Source organism: Cupriavidus sp. 05T313, assembly GCF_056396665.1.
The window spans coordinates 15,661-31,109 of record NZ_JBFTLX010000054.1 but is presented as its reverse complement, the minus strand read 5'-3'; the positions used below and the strand labels follow the sequence as shown (position 1 = coordinate 31,109).

Here is a 15,449-nt window from a genome sequence, read left to right as displayed (position 1 = left end):
GTCCAGTTCCAGCTTGCTAAGCGCCATGTTGTTTTCCGGAATATTGTTGTCTGCATAGCCGAGTGACATTCCGGCCACGACCATCTCCTCGTCGGGAATGGCGAGGCCTTCACGAAGCACTGCCGATTGCAGCGACCAGATCTGCTGCGGGCAGGTATCCAGCCCCCGGGCGCGCGCGGCCAGCATGATGTTCTGGAGAAAGCAGCCGTAGCAGATGAAGCTGGCCCATTCCAGGCGCCGGTCCATGGTGAAGATCAGTCCCACTGGCGCATCGAAGAACCGGAACTGCCGTTCGACGTCGCGCCGGCGCCCGACGATATCGCTCCTGTGCACGCCCTGCGCATCGCCCAGCATCCCGCGAAACGTATTGAAGCGCGACGAGAATGGTGCCGGCAATTCCTTTGGAAAGAACGGGTAGTCGGGAGCCAGTCCCTCAGGATCGGCGCGATACGCCTCGACCGCGGCTCCCGCAATCTTCTCGCGAGCCTTTCCGGTCAGTACATAGCAGCGCCAGGGCTGCGTGTTGCTCGAACTCGGCGCGTATTTCGCGACCGACAGGATGTCCCTGACAGTCTCGAGCGGCACCGGCTGGTCAAGGAAGCCGCGCTTGCTGTGGCGTCCGCGAATCAGCGCTTCTGTAATCTGGATTGCCTCCATCTTCATGTCTCCGTTCTCGTGGTGGGGGTCGCTACGGTGGAAAGGATCATAGACACGTCCCCTGCCTTGTGAAGACGGCAAAACTTGAAAGCTTCGTCCGGAAACAACGAACGACAGGCCCCCGTACGCACATGTGCGGCGTCCAAAATCCTGGACGCTCCGTTCTCAAATCCCGCGCGCACGCGCGAACCCGATTCGCCTATCTTCCTACTCGGGATCGGAGCCCCCGATCGCATACGAAAACATGGTGGAGAAGTGGAATGAACCAGTTGAAATGCTTGCCGCAGGAAGAGATTGTCTGGGGACACGGAGTGCTGCAAACCGTCGCCCCCTCCATGGGGAACTACGGCATCCGCCGTCCGATGACGTTCACCGTGGAATTCCTTGAGGCCTTGAACCGCGAGTACCTGCAGCCTGCCATCGGCGACGGCGTGGGCACCTTCACCGGCCTGCCGCCGCATGTGCCCGATTTCGCCGTACGCGACGGACTGCGTGCCTGCATCGAGGCCAATGCGGGATCGATCATCGCCCTCGGCGGCGGCTCTGTACTCGACGCCGCAAAGGCAGTCTCCTACCAGCATTTCCAGCAGACAGGCCGCTACCTGCCCATTGCCGCGATTCCGACGACCCTGTCGGGTTCGGAGTTCTCCCACTACTTCGGCGTGACGGAAACGGACGGTCCCCGGAAGTTCAAGCGCAGTTATGCCGTGCGCGAAACGACGCCCAGGCTGGTGGTGATCGACCCCCGGATGATTGTCGACACGCCACGTATGCTGCTGCTGAGTTCGGCCATCAAGGGGATCGACCATGCGGTGGAAGGCATGCGCCGGGTCGGCGTGGACCACCCACACGCCATCCAGGCCGCCAGGGGCGTGGAGCGCTTTCTTGCCGTGCTGGAGAAGTGGCCGCGCAAGCTCGAAACGCCCGAGGCCATCGCGGGCGGCCACGTGTCGACCGACGACCTTTTGCAGCTTCAGCTCGCCGCGTGGCAGTGTTACTTCTATCCTGCTTCGGTCATCTACGGCCTGAGCCATCGCATCGGGCACATCCTCGGCGGGACGTTTGGGGTACCGCACAGCGTGACATCGTGCATTGCGCTGGCGCCCGTCATCCGCGCCTGCGCCGACGCCTATGGCCGAAAGCTCGAGATTTTTTCCACGGACCGTGGCATCCGCACGCCCGCCGCATTCCTCGCTGACCGCATTGAGGCAGCCGTGGACGCACTGGAATTGCCGAGCCGGCTAGGCGACCTCGATTTCGATCGGGCGAAGCTTCCCGAGATGGCGGCCCTGCTCAAGCAGAACTATCCCTCCGAGGTCGGCGACCTTGGCGAGGATGCCGGCGCGAAGCTGGATGCGCTGTTGGAGAGCCTGTGGTAATGACCGGCCGGCCATCCGACACCTTCCCGCATCCCGTCGGCCTGCGCCACGCRCTCGATGCCCTGGCCAGTCGTCAGATCACCGCAACAGGCCTGACGCAGATGGAGTCGATGCAGCGGACCGTCGCCGTTCCACAAAACTTGCCTGACCCTACCACCACCACGAGGAGACCAAAGTGAACGATACCGTCAAGCCCGCATCCCCGGTGCCGGCCGGAACGCCAGCCGGGCATACGCCATACAGTGACTGGTTACAGACAGACGTGCTCCACTCGCTGCAGCACCCGGTCAGCGACCATCCCGGCGAGCACGCCTGGATCGTATCGGCGCAGGTGTCCGAGCTGTACTGGATGCTGATCATCAAGGAAATACAAGCCGCGCAGGCGCAATTGCGTGCCGATGACCTGATCGGGGCCTGCCGGACGCTGCGGCGCGTCGTCGCCCACCACGAGCCGCTCAATGCCACATGGCGCTCCATCGCGTGGATGACGCCTGTCGACCTGCTCGCCATCCTGTCCTGCGTTGGCCCGAAGTACGGCAAGGACACCGCCCTCCAGGGCTGGACGTACCGGCAGATGGTCTACCTGCTCGGCATCAAGCAGGGGGAGCACCTGCAGCACTTCCTGCCGCAGCCCCGGCGCTGGGCACAACTCAGCAAGGCGCTGGCAGAGCCGAGCCTGTATGACGACGTGCTCGCCCACCTGAGCCGCAAGGGCTTCACCGTGCCGGCGGTGGTACTCGACCGCGATTTCAGTGTGCCCTACACGCCGGACAAGGTGGTCGAGAACGTCTGGCGCGAGGTCTACGCCGACCCGGAAGAGCACCGGGAGCTGCAGCAGCTCGGCGAGACGCTGGCCGACATCGCCGAGGGATTCTCCGCGTGGAAGCACCTGCACCTGATGGCAACGCGCCGGACGTTCGGCGCCCGGCCGGCCTACTTCGGCACCGAGGGCATTGCCTGGCTTCTGCCGACCATGAACGAGATCCCGTTCCCGGAACTCTGGTCTGCGCGCGGCTTCATCGGCGATCCGCCCGCGGTATGTCCGCACGCTCGCGGACAGGGAAATGCCCGGGCCACGGAGTGACGTGCTCAAGACGGTCATGGAAACGGTCTACGATCACAAAATCGCGGCGCTCGAGTCCATGATCGTCAACCATGCCGGGGATGCAGGACCTGTTGCCGCCTGTCGCACCAGGATCGCGAAGGAACGAGGCGGCATTGCGGTCCGCCGCGATGCCGCATGCCAGCGGACCGCACGCCATCACGTTGAAGGCGTGTTGAAGGCACTGGACCGCACGCCGCGTTCCGCGCCAGCCCTGTATCTCGCGGGATGCGCGTTCGCCCTTGGCGATGTGCTTTGGGTTGTTAACCTGGTGCGGCTGGCGTATCTGGGGTTCATGTCGATATGGGACGACCTGCTACCGCCATCGCGCCGGATCGATGCCATGGCAAGCTGCGTGGAGACTGCGCCAGCCTGAGCGGTTGCCATCGTGTCATCGGCCTGTGGCGATGCAGGAATCGGGCGGAGACTGCGAGTCTCCGCCCCTTTTTACGATTAGGCTTTTACTTTCAGGCTGCCACGGGCTGCGGCTGGACGTGCAAGGCGCGGGCGACGGTCGTCACCCTGCGGCCCTGGAACCGAGCAACCGCCAGGTGATCGTCGTCGGGCTTCACGGCGTCACGGTGCGAGACGTGAGTCGCGCCGTACGGGGTGCCGGCCTTGAACATCGCCGCGTCGGCATAGCCCAGCGGCACGATGATCAGGCCCAGGTGCGCCATGGGCGCGTAGGTCGCCAGCAGCGTGGCTTCATTGCCGCCGTGGCGCGAGGACGTCGAGCCGAAGACCGAGCCCACCTTGCCATTCAGTTTTCCCGCGAACCAGAGGCCGCCGAGCCCGTCGATATACGCCTTGAGTTCGGCCGAGATCGACCCGAACCGCGTCGGCGTGCCGAACACGATGGCGTCAGCCCACTCAGCATCGGCTTCGGTCGGCGCCTCGTATTTCGCGTTCATCTCCGTGGCGTTCTCGAGCCAGCCCGGCGCCTGTCGCATGACGTCGGGGCCGACAACCTCCCGCACACGCCGCATGCGGACTTCTGCGCCAGCCTCGAGGGCCCCCTCGGCGACAGCCTTGGCCAGCATCTCGGTGGAACTGTTTCGTGAGTAGAAAACAATCAGTACTTTCGGTTTTTGCATGGTGATCCCCGGCAACGTCATACAGAGATGGGCTCGAGCCGGCCCAGCAGCTCGTCCTTGCGATCCGCCAGCCAGGGCGGGAGCTGAAATTCCTCGCCAAAATGGCCTGGCTCTTCATCGATCGCGAAGCCGATGTCGGTGGTGGTCGCCTCGAACATCACGCCGCCGGGCATCTTGAAGTACATCGAGCGGAAGTAGTTGCGGTGCACCGATTCGGACGTATCGATGTAACCCAGGGCAAACATTCTCTCCTTCAGGATCGCCTGCTGCTCCACGTTGTCCACCGCGAAGGCCACATGGTGGACCGTGCCTTCGCCGTAGATCGACGAACCCTGGTGCCGGTCCGGCTCATGCAGGAACTCGACGATCATGCCCGGGCCGCCGTTGTACGTCTCGAAGCGGTAGTAGGATCCCGCCTGGCCTGCGTACCGGAAACCGATCGCTTCGCTCATGAAGCGGATCGATTCGGCGACTTCCCGCAGCGACAGCGTGATGCTGTGGACGCCGCGGATGGCATGGGCTTCGGGGATATCGCTGGCCACGCAAGCCGGACGCGAATCGAGATCCGTTTCGACGAGATCGAACTCGATGCCGCACGGATGTTGGAACCGCTGGCGGCGCTCTCCGAAGCGCTCGACGATCTCGCTGTCATATGGCACATCCATGGCATCGAAGCGGCGGCGCCAGAATTCGAGCGAGCCCTTGGGAACCGAGTAGTTGATGACCCGCACCTGGCCCGATCCCGGACGCGCCATGACGCCCCGCTGCCGGAACGGGAACGACGTCACAAGGGTCCCTGGATCGCCATTCGCGTTGCCATAGTAAAGGTGGTAGATGGGATCCTCGCCGTCGAGAAGCACGGTCTTCTTCACGAGGCTCTGCCCGAGCAGCTTGACGTAGAAGTCCACATCCTCCTGTGCGTGCCTCACGCCGAGGGTCAGATGATGAAATCCCTTGAGCATTAACATTGTCCTCTCCAGTTTGAAATAGGCATGTAGAAACAGCGCATAGCCGCTCCTGTGCAACAGCTTATGACGGCAGATACCGATTGGGCAGCCGTCACGGGTTGTACGCAGGGTTCTGCAAACTTGGACAATGCCGCCCTGTGAGGCGCGGTGCTCGAGGTGGCGCGGGATGCAATTCCCGACGCTGTCGGGACGCAGACGCGGCAGGGCACCAAGGTTTGCCCGAGTGTCGGTGTGCGCCAGCGTTGGAGTACGATCGGGCGTCACCCGCTTACCCCMGCAAAAGTCGCCGGCACCGGAATGGCCGGCGAGTCCCCATGCCATGCTCGATCTGAAGGATCTAGTGAGCCCGTCAAGATCCCTCCTAGCTTGCTTGAGTAGCGTCGCGGTCGCACGGTTGCATGAAGCTGGTGGCCTTCTGCGCAGCCTAGCTGAACAGCACGCCATTGTTGGCGAGGATGCCAATCTTGTAGCCCCACAGATAAGCGTAGCCGCATACCAGCGTGGTGCCGTAGTCGGGCTTGTATTCATGGAACAAACTTCCGTCGACCAGGCGCGCGATCACCTCACGCATGTCGAACTGCTTCTTGATGTCGTCGGGAATGATCCCTTATAGCTCCTCTGATTTCGCGTGCCAGCGCGATGCGGTTTCTGAGTCAACGGCGTAGTCGGCCGTACCCGAGATGCGCGTGTGCACATCCGCGCCGCCCAGTTCGGCCGCGCTGATGTATTCGCCGGTGGCGGCCTTTACCAGCGGCGGGCCATCCAGTGCGATCTTGAGCGCGCGGATGGATTTTTTTGCGCCGAGCAGATAGACAGCACCACCCTTGATGGTGCTGTCGTTGGCCAGCACCATGACTTCGCGGCCGTTGACCACGCCGATGCCGGAGACCACGCCGGTGCCCTTGATGTGCGCGTCATACTTGGCATGATTGGCAGCGAGCGGTGACAACTCCAGGAACGGGGTGCCGGGATCCAGCAGCAAGTCCAAGCGCTCGCGCACCAGCAGCTTGCCCTGGTCGCGTAGGCGCTTGATGTCGCGCTCCGGCCGGTGATGGCGGACGTCCTGCATCATCCCCAGGAATTCCGCGCGCACGCGCAGGTTGTGCGCACGGTTGGCCTGGAAACTCTCTGAACGCGTGTTGATACGGGATTCGATGCGGCGCATGCTTACTCCTTCCCTGCTTCGAGCCGCACCAGCAACGCGTCCGGTCGAACAAGTCACCCTTTGCACAGGGAATTTCCGCGACCATGCCATCGCCGGCCGCTTCCAGCGGTGAGTTGCATTTTCATACTCTCGATCACGATCATGGTTTGCCCCGCGCTCACGCGCTCGCCGACGGCTTTGCGTTCCGGGAACTGGGCCGCGTCATCCGCACGCTGTTCTTGCTGAAGTACCTGAACGAGCCGGAGCTCCGGCGTACCATTCATGCCACGACGAACAAGAGTGAGCAGTTCAATGACTTCGCGCAGTGGTTGATGTTTGGTGGCGACGGGATCATCGCCGAAAATCTGCGGCACGAACAGCGCAAGGTGATCAAGTACAACCAACTGGTCGCCAACATGGTCATCCTCCACAACGTTCAGTGCCTCCATGCTCACCGCGGCCTACCATATGCTCCACGATGGCGTTGAGTACGCCGCCTTGGTTCCGTTACTTCGACCGCCATCATGTCGACAAGACCACCCGTCGCCTGCTCAAACGCCTCGCCGATCTCGGCTGTCAAGTGGATCCGATGCCTCATGCTGTTTAGCGCTTCTTACTAGTGAGATTCACTCGTTGAGCCAACCGCGCGCGGCGCTGCTGGCCTTCGGCGTGGCGGCGCTCGCGTATAACGTACTGAGCGTGATTGCGAGTGCGGTGAGAATCCGGCATGAACTGGATACCAGCGACATCGAGCTCTCACCGTATTACCTAGCCAGCGAAATCCGGGCAACTTTTGCTGGCATGATGATCGCGGTGCCGCCCGAGGTGTGGCAGGCGTATGACCTCCTCACCCCAGCTCAGGTCGGTCGCGAGTTGATCAAGATCGCGGCGCACGTTGATCCCCGCGCGATGCGCAAACATACGCGGGGACCGAAAGCACCGAAGAAGAAAGGCTATATGGCCGGATGCGTAGCACTGCGGCATGTTTCTACCGCCCGTGTCATCAAGACTGGACGTGTCGTTTAATCACCTTGAGAGGGGTGGCTCCAAGAGGGCGGCAACGCGGAAGAACCGCCGTTGTAGCCGCCACGACCGCCTTGCAGCGCACGGCCCCGGGCGCTCAGCGTTGCGCCATCAGCATGTAGTCTACCGTCAGGTTGGACAGCGCGCGCACGCCGTTGATCAGGGCCGGCTCATCCACATGGAACTCGGGTGAGTGGTTGGAGGCCGCCTTGCTCACATCCTGGCCCTTGGGCGTCACGCCGAGGTAGAAGAACAGCCCCGGCACCTTCTCCTGGTAGAACGAGAAGTCCTCCGATTCGCTCCGCTTGGGCGCGATCATCCAATTGCCTTCGCCAGCCACCCGCTGCAAAGTGGCCGCCATCTTCTCGGTGAGGGCCGGCTGGTTGATGGTGGCGTTGTACAGCTCCACCACGCGGAAGTTGGCCTCGGCGCCAGCGCTGGTTGCCATGGCCTCGGTGGTGCGCTTCATGCGGGCATGGATGTCTTTCTTCATGCCTTCGTCATAGGTGCGGATGGTGCCCATCATCTCGACCTTCTCCGGCACGATATTCATGCGGTTGCCGCCGTGGATGGTACCCACGGTGATCACCGACGGCTCCAGCATGGCATCGACCTGGCGGCTCTGGATGGTCTGCAGGCCCATCACGATCTGCGACGCCACCACGATCGGGTCGATTCCGCCCCACGGACGCCCACCGTGCGCCTGACGGCCCTTGACGTCGATCCAGAACTGGTCGGCCGCCGCCATCGACGCACCGCTGCGCCAGCCGAGCTTGCCGGATTCCATGCCGCTGGTAACGTGCAGGCCGAAGATGGCATCGACCTTCGGGTTATCCAGCACGCCTTCGGACACCATTTGCTTGGCGCCCCACATATTGGAGCCGTTGGGTTCGAAGTCTGCCGGACTTTCCTCGGCCGGCTGGAAGATGAATTTGACCGTGCCCGGGAGCTGATCCTTCATGCCGGCGAGCACCTCGGCTGCCGCCATCAGTATCGCCACGTGGGTGTCATGGCCGCAGGCGTGCATCACGTCGACTTCCTTGCCCAAGTACAGACCCTTGGCCTTGGACGCGAACGACACATCGCCCCGTTCCTTGATCGGCAGTGCATCCATGTCGGCGCGCAGCGCCACCACCGGGCCAGGCTTGCCGCCCTTGAGCACGCCCACCACACCGGTCTTGGCTACGCCCGTCTCCACTTCCATGCCCAGCTTGCGCAGGTGGTCGGCGACAAGCTCCGCGGTGCGGGTCTCGTAGTTGCCGAGTTCCGGATGCTGGTGGATGTCGCGGCGCCAGGCGATGAGCTGGGTTTCGACGGCCTTGGCGCGCGTTTCGATCTGTACGTGCAGGGTGTCGGCGCTGGCAGGGGCCGGCGCGGTCTGCGCCAGCGCGGCGTTGCAGAGCAGGCCGGCGGCGAGTGCGACGCTGGCGAGAGCAATGAGGGTGGTGGAACGGGATGCGGTGTGACGGACAGCCATGCGGGATCTCCTTCGTTGTTGTTGGGTTGATGCAGGCAGTGTTGCGGGATGCAGGTGCAGTCTGCCGCGAGAAAAGCTGCTGGCTTTCTTCCCTCCTTGCTGCGTTTTCATGCGAATACCTCCATATCGTTATCTGAGCCTTTTCTGTCGTGTGCCGTCCATTCCTCCTCCTGTGCACTACCTTGGCCAATCCGAATCAGCGCCCTCGACAGGCCCGCGCCGGCGGGAAGTGGCACCCGGGTCCCGCAAAATGATGATCGTCATATCGCGAAGCGAAGAAACAGCGATATCGCAAGAAGATGCCGCCATGTCCATGCCGCAGTTCCATGACGATCCCTCTATCTCGACCACTAATGTATCCGCTGTCTACATGCTAGACAGGGTAACCGGCAGGGTCAAGGAAGATCACGCCACCCTCCCCTCGATGCTATCCCTAAGGGCAAGATTGGGAGTGCGGGATACGCGTCACTGCGCGTTGACATCCAGAAAGAATTGGATGCCATGATAATCATAATGCTATATATTGCAGAGGCAAATAGGCTCTTGAACTCTTCCCACCCTGACCATGCGTTATTCACACGACCAAAAAGCCGAAACCCACAAGCACATCGTCAAGGCGGCTTCGACGCAATTCCGCAAGCACGGTGTCAATGGCATCGGCGTGGCGCAGTTGATGAAGAGCGCCGGTATGACGCACGGCGGCTTCTACGCTCACTTCGAGTCGAAGGACGCCTTGATTGCCGAGGCAATCGATGCCGCCTTCGACCAGACCATGGGGTTGCTCGATCAGGCAGCGCGAGCCGCGCCGCCCCCTGAGCGCAAGGGCGCCATCGTTCGCGCCTATGTAAACAAGAAGCACCGCGACAACCCTGGATCGGGTTGCGCGATCGCGGCGCTCGGCACGGATGTTTCCCGCCTTGACGCCAAGACGCGGCTGCGCTTCGAGGCGCGGGTCGCGTCGCTGATCGAACTGGTCGCGGGGGGGGATGATGAGGCTTCGCGCAAGGATGCGATCGTCACGCTCGCTTCGATGGTTGGCGGCCTCGTGCTGGCCCGCGCCGTCCGCTCGGAAGCGCTGTCCGCGGAGATCGTGGACGCTCTCCAGTCATCGCTGTAGCGCAGCGGCCTGCGGCCAAGCCAAGGCGAAATGCGTCGCGTCCGTTGCACGCGCCGCGGCGAGTCAGGGGACTGGGATGGGTTGGCGCTAATATGGAGGCCTGACGACACCGCGAACCGCACTGATGACCACTTCCACGACCCGCCCAACCCGCCCGGCTCGCCCGGCTCGCCAAAGCTATCACCATGGCAATCTGCGGGAAGAAATGATCCGCTGCGGCAGGGAGATCCTGGCCGACAAGGGCGTCCACGGACTGACGCTGCGCTCCGCGGCCAAGCTCGCGGGGGTTTCCCACGGCGCGCCGCGCAACCAGTTTGCCGACAAGGAGGGCCTGCTGGCCGCCATCGCCGCCGAAGGATTCCGTGAACTGGTTGCCGTGCGCCGGGCCCGGCTGTCGCCTGAGATGACTGCCGAGGCGCGGCTGCTCACCGTCATGGACGGCTACATCGAGTTCGCCGTCAGGAATCCGGCCCTCTTCTACCTGATGTTCGGGCCGCAGATCGAAGATAAGGAAAAGTATCCCGAGCTGCTCGAAGCAGGCAATGCGTCTTACCAGCTCTTGTCCGGCGCGGTCCAGGACTACTTCCGGGAGAACCACCTGGCTGAGCAGTTCGATGACATGATGGTGCGCTCCGCATGGTCGGCCATGCACGGCGTCAGCATGTTCTTCAGTGCCAAGCCGACCGGACCGAGCCCACGTCCGAAAGTCGCGCTCGCGCAATGGCGGCAGAGCGTCCAGCAGTTCGTGCTGACCGGTCTGCTGGCGGCAGGGAAGAAGAAGGCGGCGGCAGTCGCTTCGGATACGGCCGCAAGCAAGCCAAGGGCAAGGCCACGCAGCGCCGTGCAGTCGTAGCCCTCCCGGCGTTGCAACACTTCAGCCCCGTGGTTCGAGGGCTTCGAGAAGCGCCCGCTTCAGCATGACCCTGCCCAGCTGAAGCCGGTATGGGCCATCCGCAAAGTTGTCTTCCAGCGGGGTCACGTTGGCGAATGCCGCCTCGACGATGGCGTCGGCCTTATCCCTAATGTCGGTGAASTTGCCTTCCAGCAATGTCTCCGCCGCCGTTGCGCGGAATGCCGTGTCGGCGACGCCGGTGATACCGATCCGCCCCCAGGCGTAGCTATCGTTGACCACGCCGATCGCGACCGCTGCAGCGGCCACCGCGTAACCTGACGAAGGATGCCTGAACTTGCGGTATGCGACCCGCGTTGCGGCCGGCAATAACACATGGATACGCGTCAGGACTTCGTCTGGCTGCACGACCGAAGACATGAAGTCGACAAAGAACTCATGCGCGGGGATGCGCCTCGTGCCTTGTGCGCCCGCTATCTCCATCTCGGCTCCGGCCGCAAGCACTACAGCCGGCCAGTCGGCCGAAGGGTCGGCGTGCACGAGCGCTCCGCCGATCGTCCCGCGGTTCCTGACCGTCGGATCGGCAATCACGCTCGCGGCGAGCGGAAACAGCGGTGCCAGCTGCTTAAGTTCCGAGCTCGCTTCCAGTTCGGCGTGCGTCGTCGCGCTGCCGATCGAGATGCCATCCTGATGTACCGCGATGCCACGGAGTTCAGGCAGGCGGCCGATATCGACCAGTAAGGCCGGCCTGGCCAGTCTCAGTTTCATCATCGGCAGCAGCGTATGGCCGCCGGCAAGGATCTTGGCGTCGGGGTTCTGCGCCAGCACGGAGATCGCCTGTTGCACACTGCCCACCCTGAGGTACTCGACTTCGTAGGGAATCATGTCGCACTCCGGCTCGTCTCGTGAATCGCACGCCAGATCTTTGGCGGCGTTAGGGGCATATCGAGATGGGATATGCCGAATGGCTTCAATGCATCGCATACCGCCGCGACGATCGCGGGCGGCGCCCCTACGCAACCGGCCTCACCGATCCCCTTCGCGCCCAGCGGGTTGGACGGCGCCGGAGAAACGTGGAAACCGGTGCGCATGCGAGGTATCTGCTCGATGCGCGGGAATCCATAGTCGAGCAGCGAACCCGAAAGCAGTTGCCCGGCCTCGTCATATTTGGCCTCTTCGAACAAGGCCTGGCCGATGCCTTGCGCGATCCCGCCGTGCATCTGGCCGTGGCAGAGCATGGGATTGATCATGACGCCAACGTCATCCACCGCCACATAGTCGAGAATCGTCACCGTGCCGGTCTCCGCATCGACCTCCACGACAACTGCATGGCAACCGTTCGGCGCTCCCAGGGCGGCCGGCTCATAGAAAACGCGTTCATCCAGGCCGGCTTCAACGTCCCTCGGCAGCTTGTGCGCAAGATATGCCATTCTTGCGACCCGCGCAAAGGGAATAACGGTGGGGTTGGCTGCGCTTGTGAACTGGCCATCCGCATAGTGAACCTCCTCTTCAGGAACCTCCAGCATGAGACCGGCAATCCGGCGTGCTTTTGCCAGGATTTTGCTCGCCGCCATATAGGCAGCGCTTCCCCCTACGGGCATTGACCGCGAATTGAAGGTGCCATGGCCCGCCAGCACGCGGTCGGTGTCGCCCTGAACGACATCGATATCGTCCATCGGCAGTTGCAGGACCTCCGCGACGATCTGCGCAAAGCTCGTGGCGTGGCCGTGGCCTTGCGGCATCGATCCGCTGAAAAGCGTGACCTTGCCATCGGAATGCACGCGGACATGCGCGCTCTCCCAGCCGCCCCGGTCGAAGCCGACCTTCTCCAGCATCGGCGAAATGCCCATTCCTACGAGCTCGAGATAGCAGATCACCCCGATGCCGATGTATTTACCCTGCTTACGCAGCGTCGCTTGCTCTTCCCRCCAACGCTGGTAGCCGATCAGCTTGGTCGCCTTGGTCAGGCAGGCCTCGTAGTCGCCGGAGTCCCATTTGCCGCGCGCGCCGTCGTGTGGCTGGTAAGGGAACTGATCCGCCCGCACCAGGTTGCGGCGTCGCAGTTCGACCGGATCGATGTCGAGTTCCCCGGCCACCGCATCCATCAGCCGCTCGATGATATAGGCGGCTTCCGGCCGTCCGGCGCCCCGATAAGCGTCGACCGGCGTGGTGTTGGTCGTCACCAGATGGACCTCCGTGTCGACCGACGATATCTGGTAGTTTCCCGTGATGTAGTTGGCCGTGTTGATGGTAGGGATGCCGGTCGCCATATTGGAGAGATAGGCGCCGAGATTGGCGAACGATCGCAACCTGATTCCCAGCACCTTGCCGTCCCTGGTGACAGGTGCTTCCACGTATTCCGTATGCGCACGGCCGTGCGTGGTCGCAACATGGTTCTCGCTGCGCGTCTCGGTCCAGCTGACCGGAAGGCCGAAGTGCCGGGATGCGAACGCCACCAGCACCTCTTCCGCATAGAAGTGCATTTTCGCGCCGAAGCCGCCGCCGATATCCGGCGCCACCAGCCGGATCCGGTGTTCCGGCCACCTGAGCGTTTCCGCCAGCCAACGCCGCGACATATGCGGGACCTGCGTGGGGACGATAAACGTCAGGCGCTCTTCAATGGGATCGAAGTTCGCACAAAGGGCCCGAGGCTCAAGGGGACTGGGTATCAGCCGCTGGTTGACCAGCCGGATCGACACGACCCGGTCAGCTTGCTTCACCGCCTCCTCGTAGTTGCCACCCTTTTGCCGGAAGACGCCAATGCGATTGCCGGGGACATTGTCGTGGAGCTGGGGCGCCGACGCAGTCAGCGCAGCTTCCGCGTCGACGACTGTCGGAAGCTCCTCGTAGTCGACCGTGACAAGCTCGGCGGCATCCGCCGCGATCTCGCGCGTCTGTGCCACCACCAACGCCACGGCCTCTCCGGCGTATCGCACGCGGTCGGCGGCAAGGGGAGGATGCGGCGGCACCTTCGAGTTGCCCACGACCCAGTTCGGCCGGATGTCGCCGACCTTGCCCCGGAGGTCGGCGTAGGTCAGTACGCCGATCACGCCAGGCAGTGCCCGCGCGTCCGCCGTATCGATGCCGCGTACGTTGGCGTGAGCAAAGGGCGACCTGACGAAGGCCGCGAAGACCATTCCCGGGAACTGATGGTCATCGGTGAACTTGCCCCGACCGCTCATCAACCGCTTGTCTTCACGGCGCCTGACGGACTTGCCGATGTACTTGGTCGCACTACCGTTCTGTGCTTCGCTCATCTCAATCCTCCTCACGGGAAGCGGACTGCAGCCTCGTCGCGGCGAGCAGCACTGCGTCGACAATGTTTTGGTACCCGGTGCAGCGGCACAGGTTGCCGTGCAGCGCTTCCCTGACTTCGTGTTCGGAAGGCGCTGCCTGATGTGCAAGGAGCGCGCGTGCCGCAAGCAGCATTCCCGGGGTACAGAATCCACACTGGAGACCATGCAGCTCGTTGAAGGCTTCCTTCAGGACGGTCGTCGTGTGATCGTTGTCCATCCCTTCGATAGTATGGAGCTCGCAGCCATCGGTCTGGGCAGCAAGTACGGTGCACGACTTCGCGGTCGTTCCGTCGATCAGCACCGTGCAGGCGCCGCACTGCGAGGTGTCACAACCGATGTGGACGCCGGTCAGGCGTTTCTGGTCCCGCAGCAAATGCACCAGGAGCCGCCTCGGCTCGATCTCTGTTGTGCCGCTCACGCCATTGATAGTGTTCTCTATTTTCACTGTCGCCTCTGTGTCTCCGTTTGCCCCGCCGGCATCAGCGCCGGGCTTCACAGTCATAGTATTATGATTATCATACTATGGAAGAAAAAAAAGAGCTGATCGTCCCTGGCCGGCCGAGCCTAGTCAGGGGACGACGCAAGGGAGCTGCCCCCACCTTCCTCAAGACTCACCAGCTTTTCAAAGCGGGAAAAGAACTCCGCTAGGAACTTGTTCGCCACGGCGCCGACCAGGCGGGATCCGATCTGTGCCAGTTTCCCTCCCATCTGCGCTGCGGCAACGTAATGCAGGGCCGTGCCGCCTTCGACGACTTCCAGCCGGACGTCGGCGCCCAGCTTGCCGAAGCCCGCGATGCCACCACTGCCGCTGCCCTCGATGTGATAACCAATGCCCTCCCTGTGGTCGGAGAAGCGGGCCGTGCCCTTGAAACGCGCCTTGATCGGCCCGACAGCGGCGACGATTACCGCGTCATAGCCGCCGTCATCGCCCTGCAGGTATTGCTCGCATCCCGGCAAGCATTGCTGGAACGTAGCCGGATCATTCAACCGCTTCCAGACCTCTTCCCTGGACGCCTTGATGACTGTTTCACCAGTGAATTCCAATTTCTACCCCTCCGTTTTGTATCGCCCCTTTCGGCCCAACGTCAATATAGTCAGTGTCTATATCCTAGAGAGCGTGTTGGGGACCGTCAAGAGATGGGGAGGCAGGTAAACCCGAACAATGCTCACGAATTCTTGACGTTGCCAAGTTCGCCCGCCTACGATGTAGACAGTGGATACACTGAGCGGGCGCAAAGAGAATTTTGGACAAAGCGGCGCGGCAAGGTACCTGAAACGTTCATCGCTGCCGTCTGTTCGTTCGTTCCAATGAATGATGCACCGTTTAATGTATCCACCGTCT

General features: G+C 62.6%; 14 protein-coding genes and 2 pseudogenes. 7 read left to right on the top strand and 9 right to left on the bottom strand.

The features are described from left to right. Window positions 1-657 (bottom strand): nitroreductase (locus AC1DKD_RS14895; protein WP_477143405.1); only part of this gene is annotated, 657 nt, incomplete at its 3' end. A 260-nt stretch (window positions 658-917) separates the two neighbouring features. Between AC1DKD_RS14895 and AC1DKD_RS14890 the strand changes: the two genes are divergently transcribed. From AC1DKD_RS14890 to AC1DKD_RS14880, 3 genes are all read left to right on the top strand, one after another. Then, window positions 918-2,036: an iron-containing alcohol dehydrogenase gene (locus AC1DKD_RS14890; RefSeq protein ID WP_441629674.1), complete on the top strand. Its 1,119-nt coding sequence runs from the start codon at window positions 918-920 to the stop codon at window positions 2,034-2,036. Between the two features lie 175 nt (window positions 2,037-2,211). Continuing rightward, window positions 2,212-3,120, top strand: a complete 909-nt coding sequence (locus tag AC1DKD_RS14885; protein WP_441629673.1) for a tryptophan 2,3-dioxygenase — start codon at window positions 2,212-2,214, stop codon at window positions 3,118-3,120. Window position 3,121: 1 nt separating this feature from the next. After that, window positions 3,122-3,514, top strand: coding sequence for a hypothetical protein (locus AC1DKD_RS14880; RefSeq protein ID WP_441629672.1), 393 nt, complete (start codon window positions 3,122-3,124; stop codon window positions 3,512-3,514). A gap of 91 nt (window positions 3,515-3,605) precedes the next feature. Here AC1DKD_RS14880 and wrbA read toward each other — a convergent pair whose 3' ends face one another. From wrbA to AC1DKD_RS14865, 3 genes and pseudogenes are all read right to left on the bottom strand, one after another. Beyond that, entirely contained in the window at window positions 3,606-4,232 is a 627-nt protein-coding gene (gene wrbA, locus AC1DKD_RS14875; RefSeq protein ID WP_441629671.1) for an NAD(P)H:quinone oxidoreductase, read from the bottom strand. Between the two features lie 17 nt (window positions 4,233-4,249). Further along, entirely contained in the window at window positions 4,250-5,200 is a 951-nt protein-coding gene (locus AC1DKD_RS14870) for a ring-cleaving dioxygenase (protein WP_441629681.1), read from the bottom strand. A gap of 427 nt (window positions 5,201-5,627) precedes the next feature. After that, a pseudogene (locus AC1DKD_RS14865) lies at window positions 5,628-6,209 on the bottom strand (carboxyl transferase domain-containing protein); the annotation flags it as partial. Between the two features lie 332 nt (window positions 6,210-6,541). Here AC1DKD_RS14865 and AC1DKD_RS14860 point away from each other — a divergent pair. Both AC1DKD_RS14860 and AC1DKD_RS14855 read left to right on the top strand, forming a co-directional pair. Beyond that, window positions 6,542-6,784 (top strand): annotated as a pseudogene (locus tag AC1DKD_RS14860) (Tn3 family transposase); the annotation flags it as partial. A gap of 193 nt (window positions 6,785-6,977) precedes the next feature. After that, window positions 6,978-7,370, top strand: coding sequence for a hypothetical protein (locus AC1DKD_RS14855; protein WP_441629670.1), 393 nt, complete (start codon window positions 6,978-6,980; stop codon window positions 7,368-7,370). 94 nt (window positions 7,371-7,464) lie between these two features. On the opposite strand, the gene AC1DKD_RS14850 is transcribed toward AC1DKD_RS14855, so the two are convergent. Further along, window positions 7,465-8,844 (bottom strand): amidohydrolase, encoded by a 1,380-nt coding sequence (locus tag AC1DKD_RS14850; protein WP_477103858.1) that lies wholly within the window; start codon window positions 8,842-8,844, stop codon window positions 7,465-7,467. Window positions 8,845-9,409: 565 nt separating this feature from the next. Here AC1DKD_RS14850 and AC1DKD_RS14845 point away from each other — a divergent pair. Further along, window positions 9,410-9,961 (top strand): TetR/AcrR family transcriptional regulator, encoded by a 552-nt coding sequence (locus AC1DKD_RS14845; protein ID WP_441629668.1) that lies wholly within the window; start codon window positions 9,410-9,412, stop codon window positions 9,959-9,961. Window positions 9,962-10,085: 124 nt separating this feature from the next. Beyond that, a complete protein-coding gene (locus tag AC1DKD_RS14840; protein WP_477103857.1) occupies window positions 10,086-10,814 on the top strand; it encodes a TetR/AcrR family transcriptional regulator in 729 nt (242 codons plus the stop codon). A gap of 21 nt (window positions 10,815-10,835) precedes the next feature. On the opposite strand, the gene AC1DKD_RS14835 is transcribed toward AC1DKD_RS14840, so the two are convergent. The 4 genes from AC1DKD_RS14835 to AC1DKD_RS14820 all read right to left on the bottom strand — a co-directional run bounded on the left by AC1DKD_RS14835 (window position 10,836) and on the right by AC1DKD_RS14820 (window position 15,151). Continuing rightward, window positions 10,836-11,696: an FAD binding domain-containing protein gene (locus tag AC1DKD_RS14835; RefSeq protein WP_477143404.1), complete on the bottom strand. Its 861-nt coding sequence runs from the start codon at window positions 11,694-11,696 to the stop codon at window positions 10,836-10,838. Beyond that, a complete protein-coding gene (locus AC1DKD_RS14830; protein ID WP_477143403.1) occupies window positions 11,693-14,068 on the bottom strand; it encodes a xanthine dehydrogenase family protein molybdopterin-binding subunit in 2,376 nt (791 codons plus the stop codon). The genes AC1DKD_RS14835 and AC1DKD_RS14830 overlap by 4 nt, the downstream gene beginning before the upstream one ends. A 1-nt stretch (window position 14,069) precedes the next feature. Next, on the bottom strand, window positions 14,070-14,609 hold the full coding sequence (locus AC1DKD_RS14825; protein ID WP_477143402.1) for a 2Fe-2S iron-sulfur cluster-binding protein: 540 nt from the start codon (window positions 14,607-14,609) through the stop codon (window positions 14,070-14,072). A gap of 62 nt (window positions 14,610-14,671) precedes the next feature. Then, a complete protein-coding gene (locus AC1DKD_RS14820) occupies window positions 14,672-15,151 on the bottom strand; it encodes an SRPBCC family protein (protein ID WP_441629663.1) in 480 nt (159 codons plus the stop codon). Window positions 15,152-15,449: the final 298 nt, after the last annotated feature.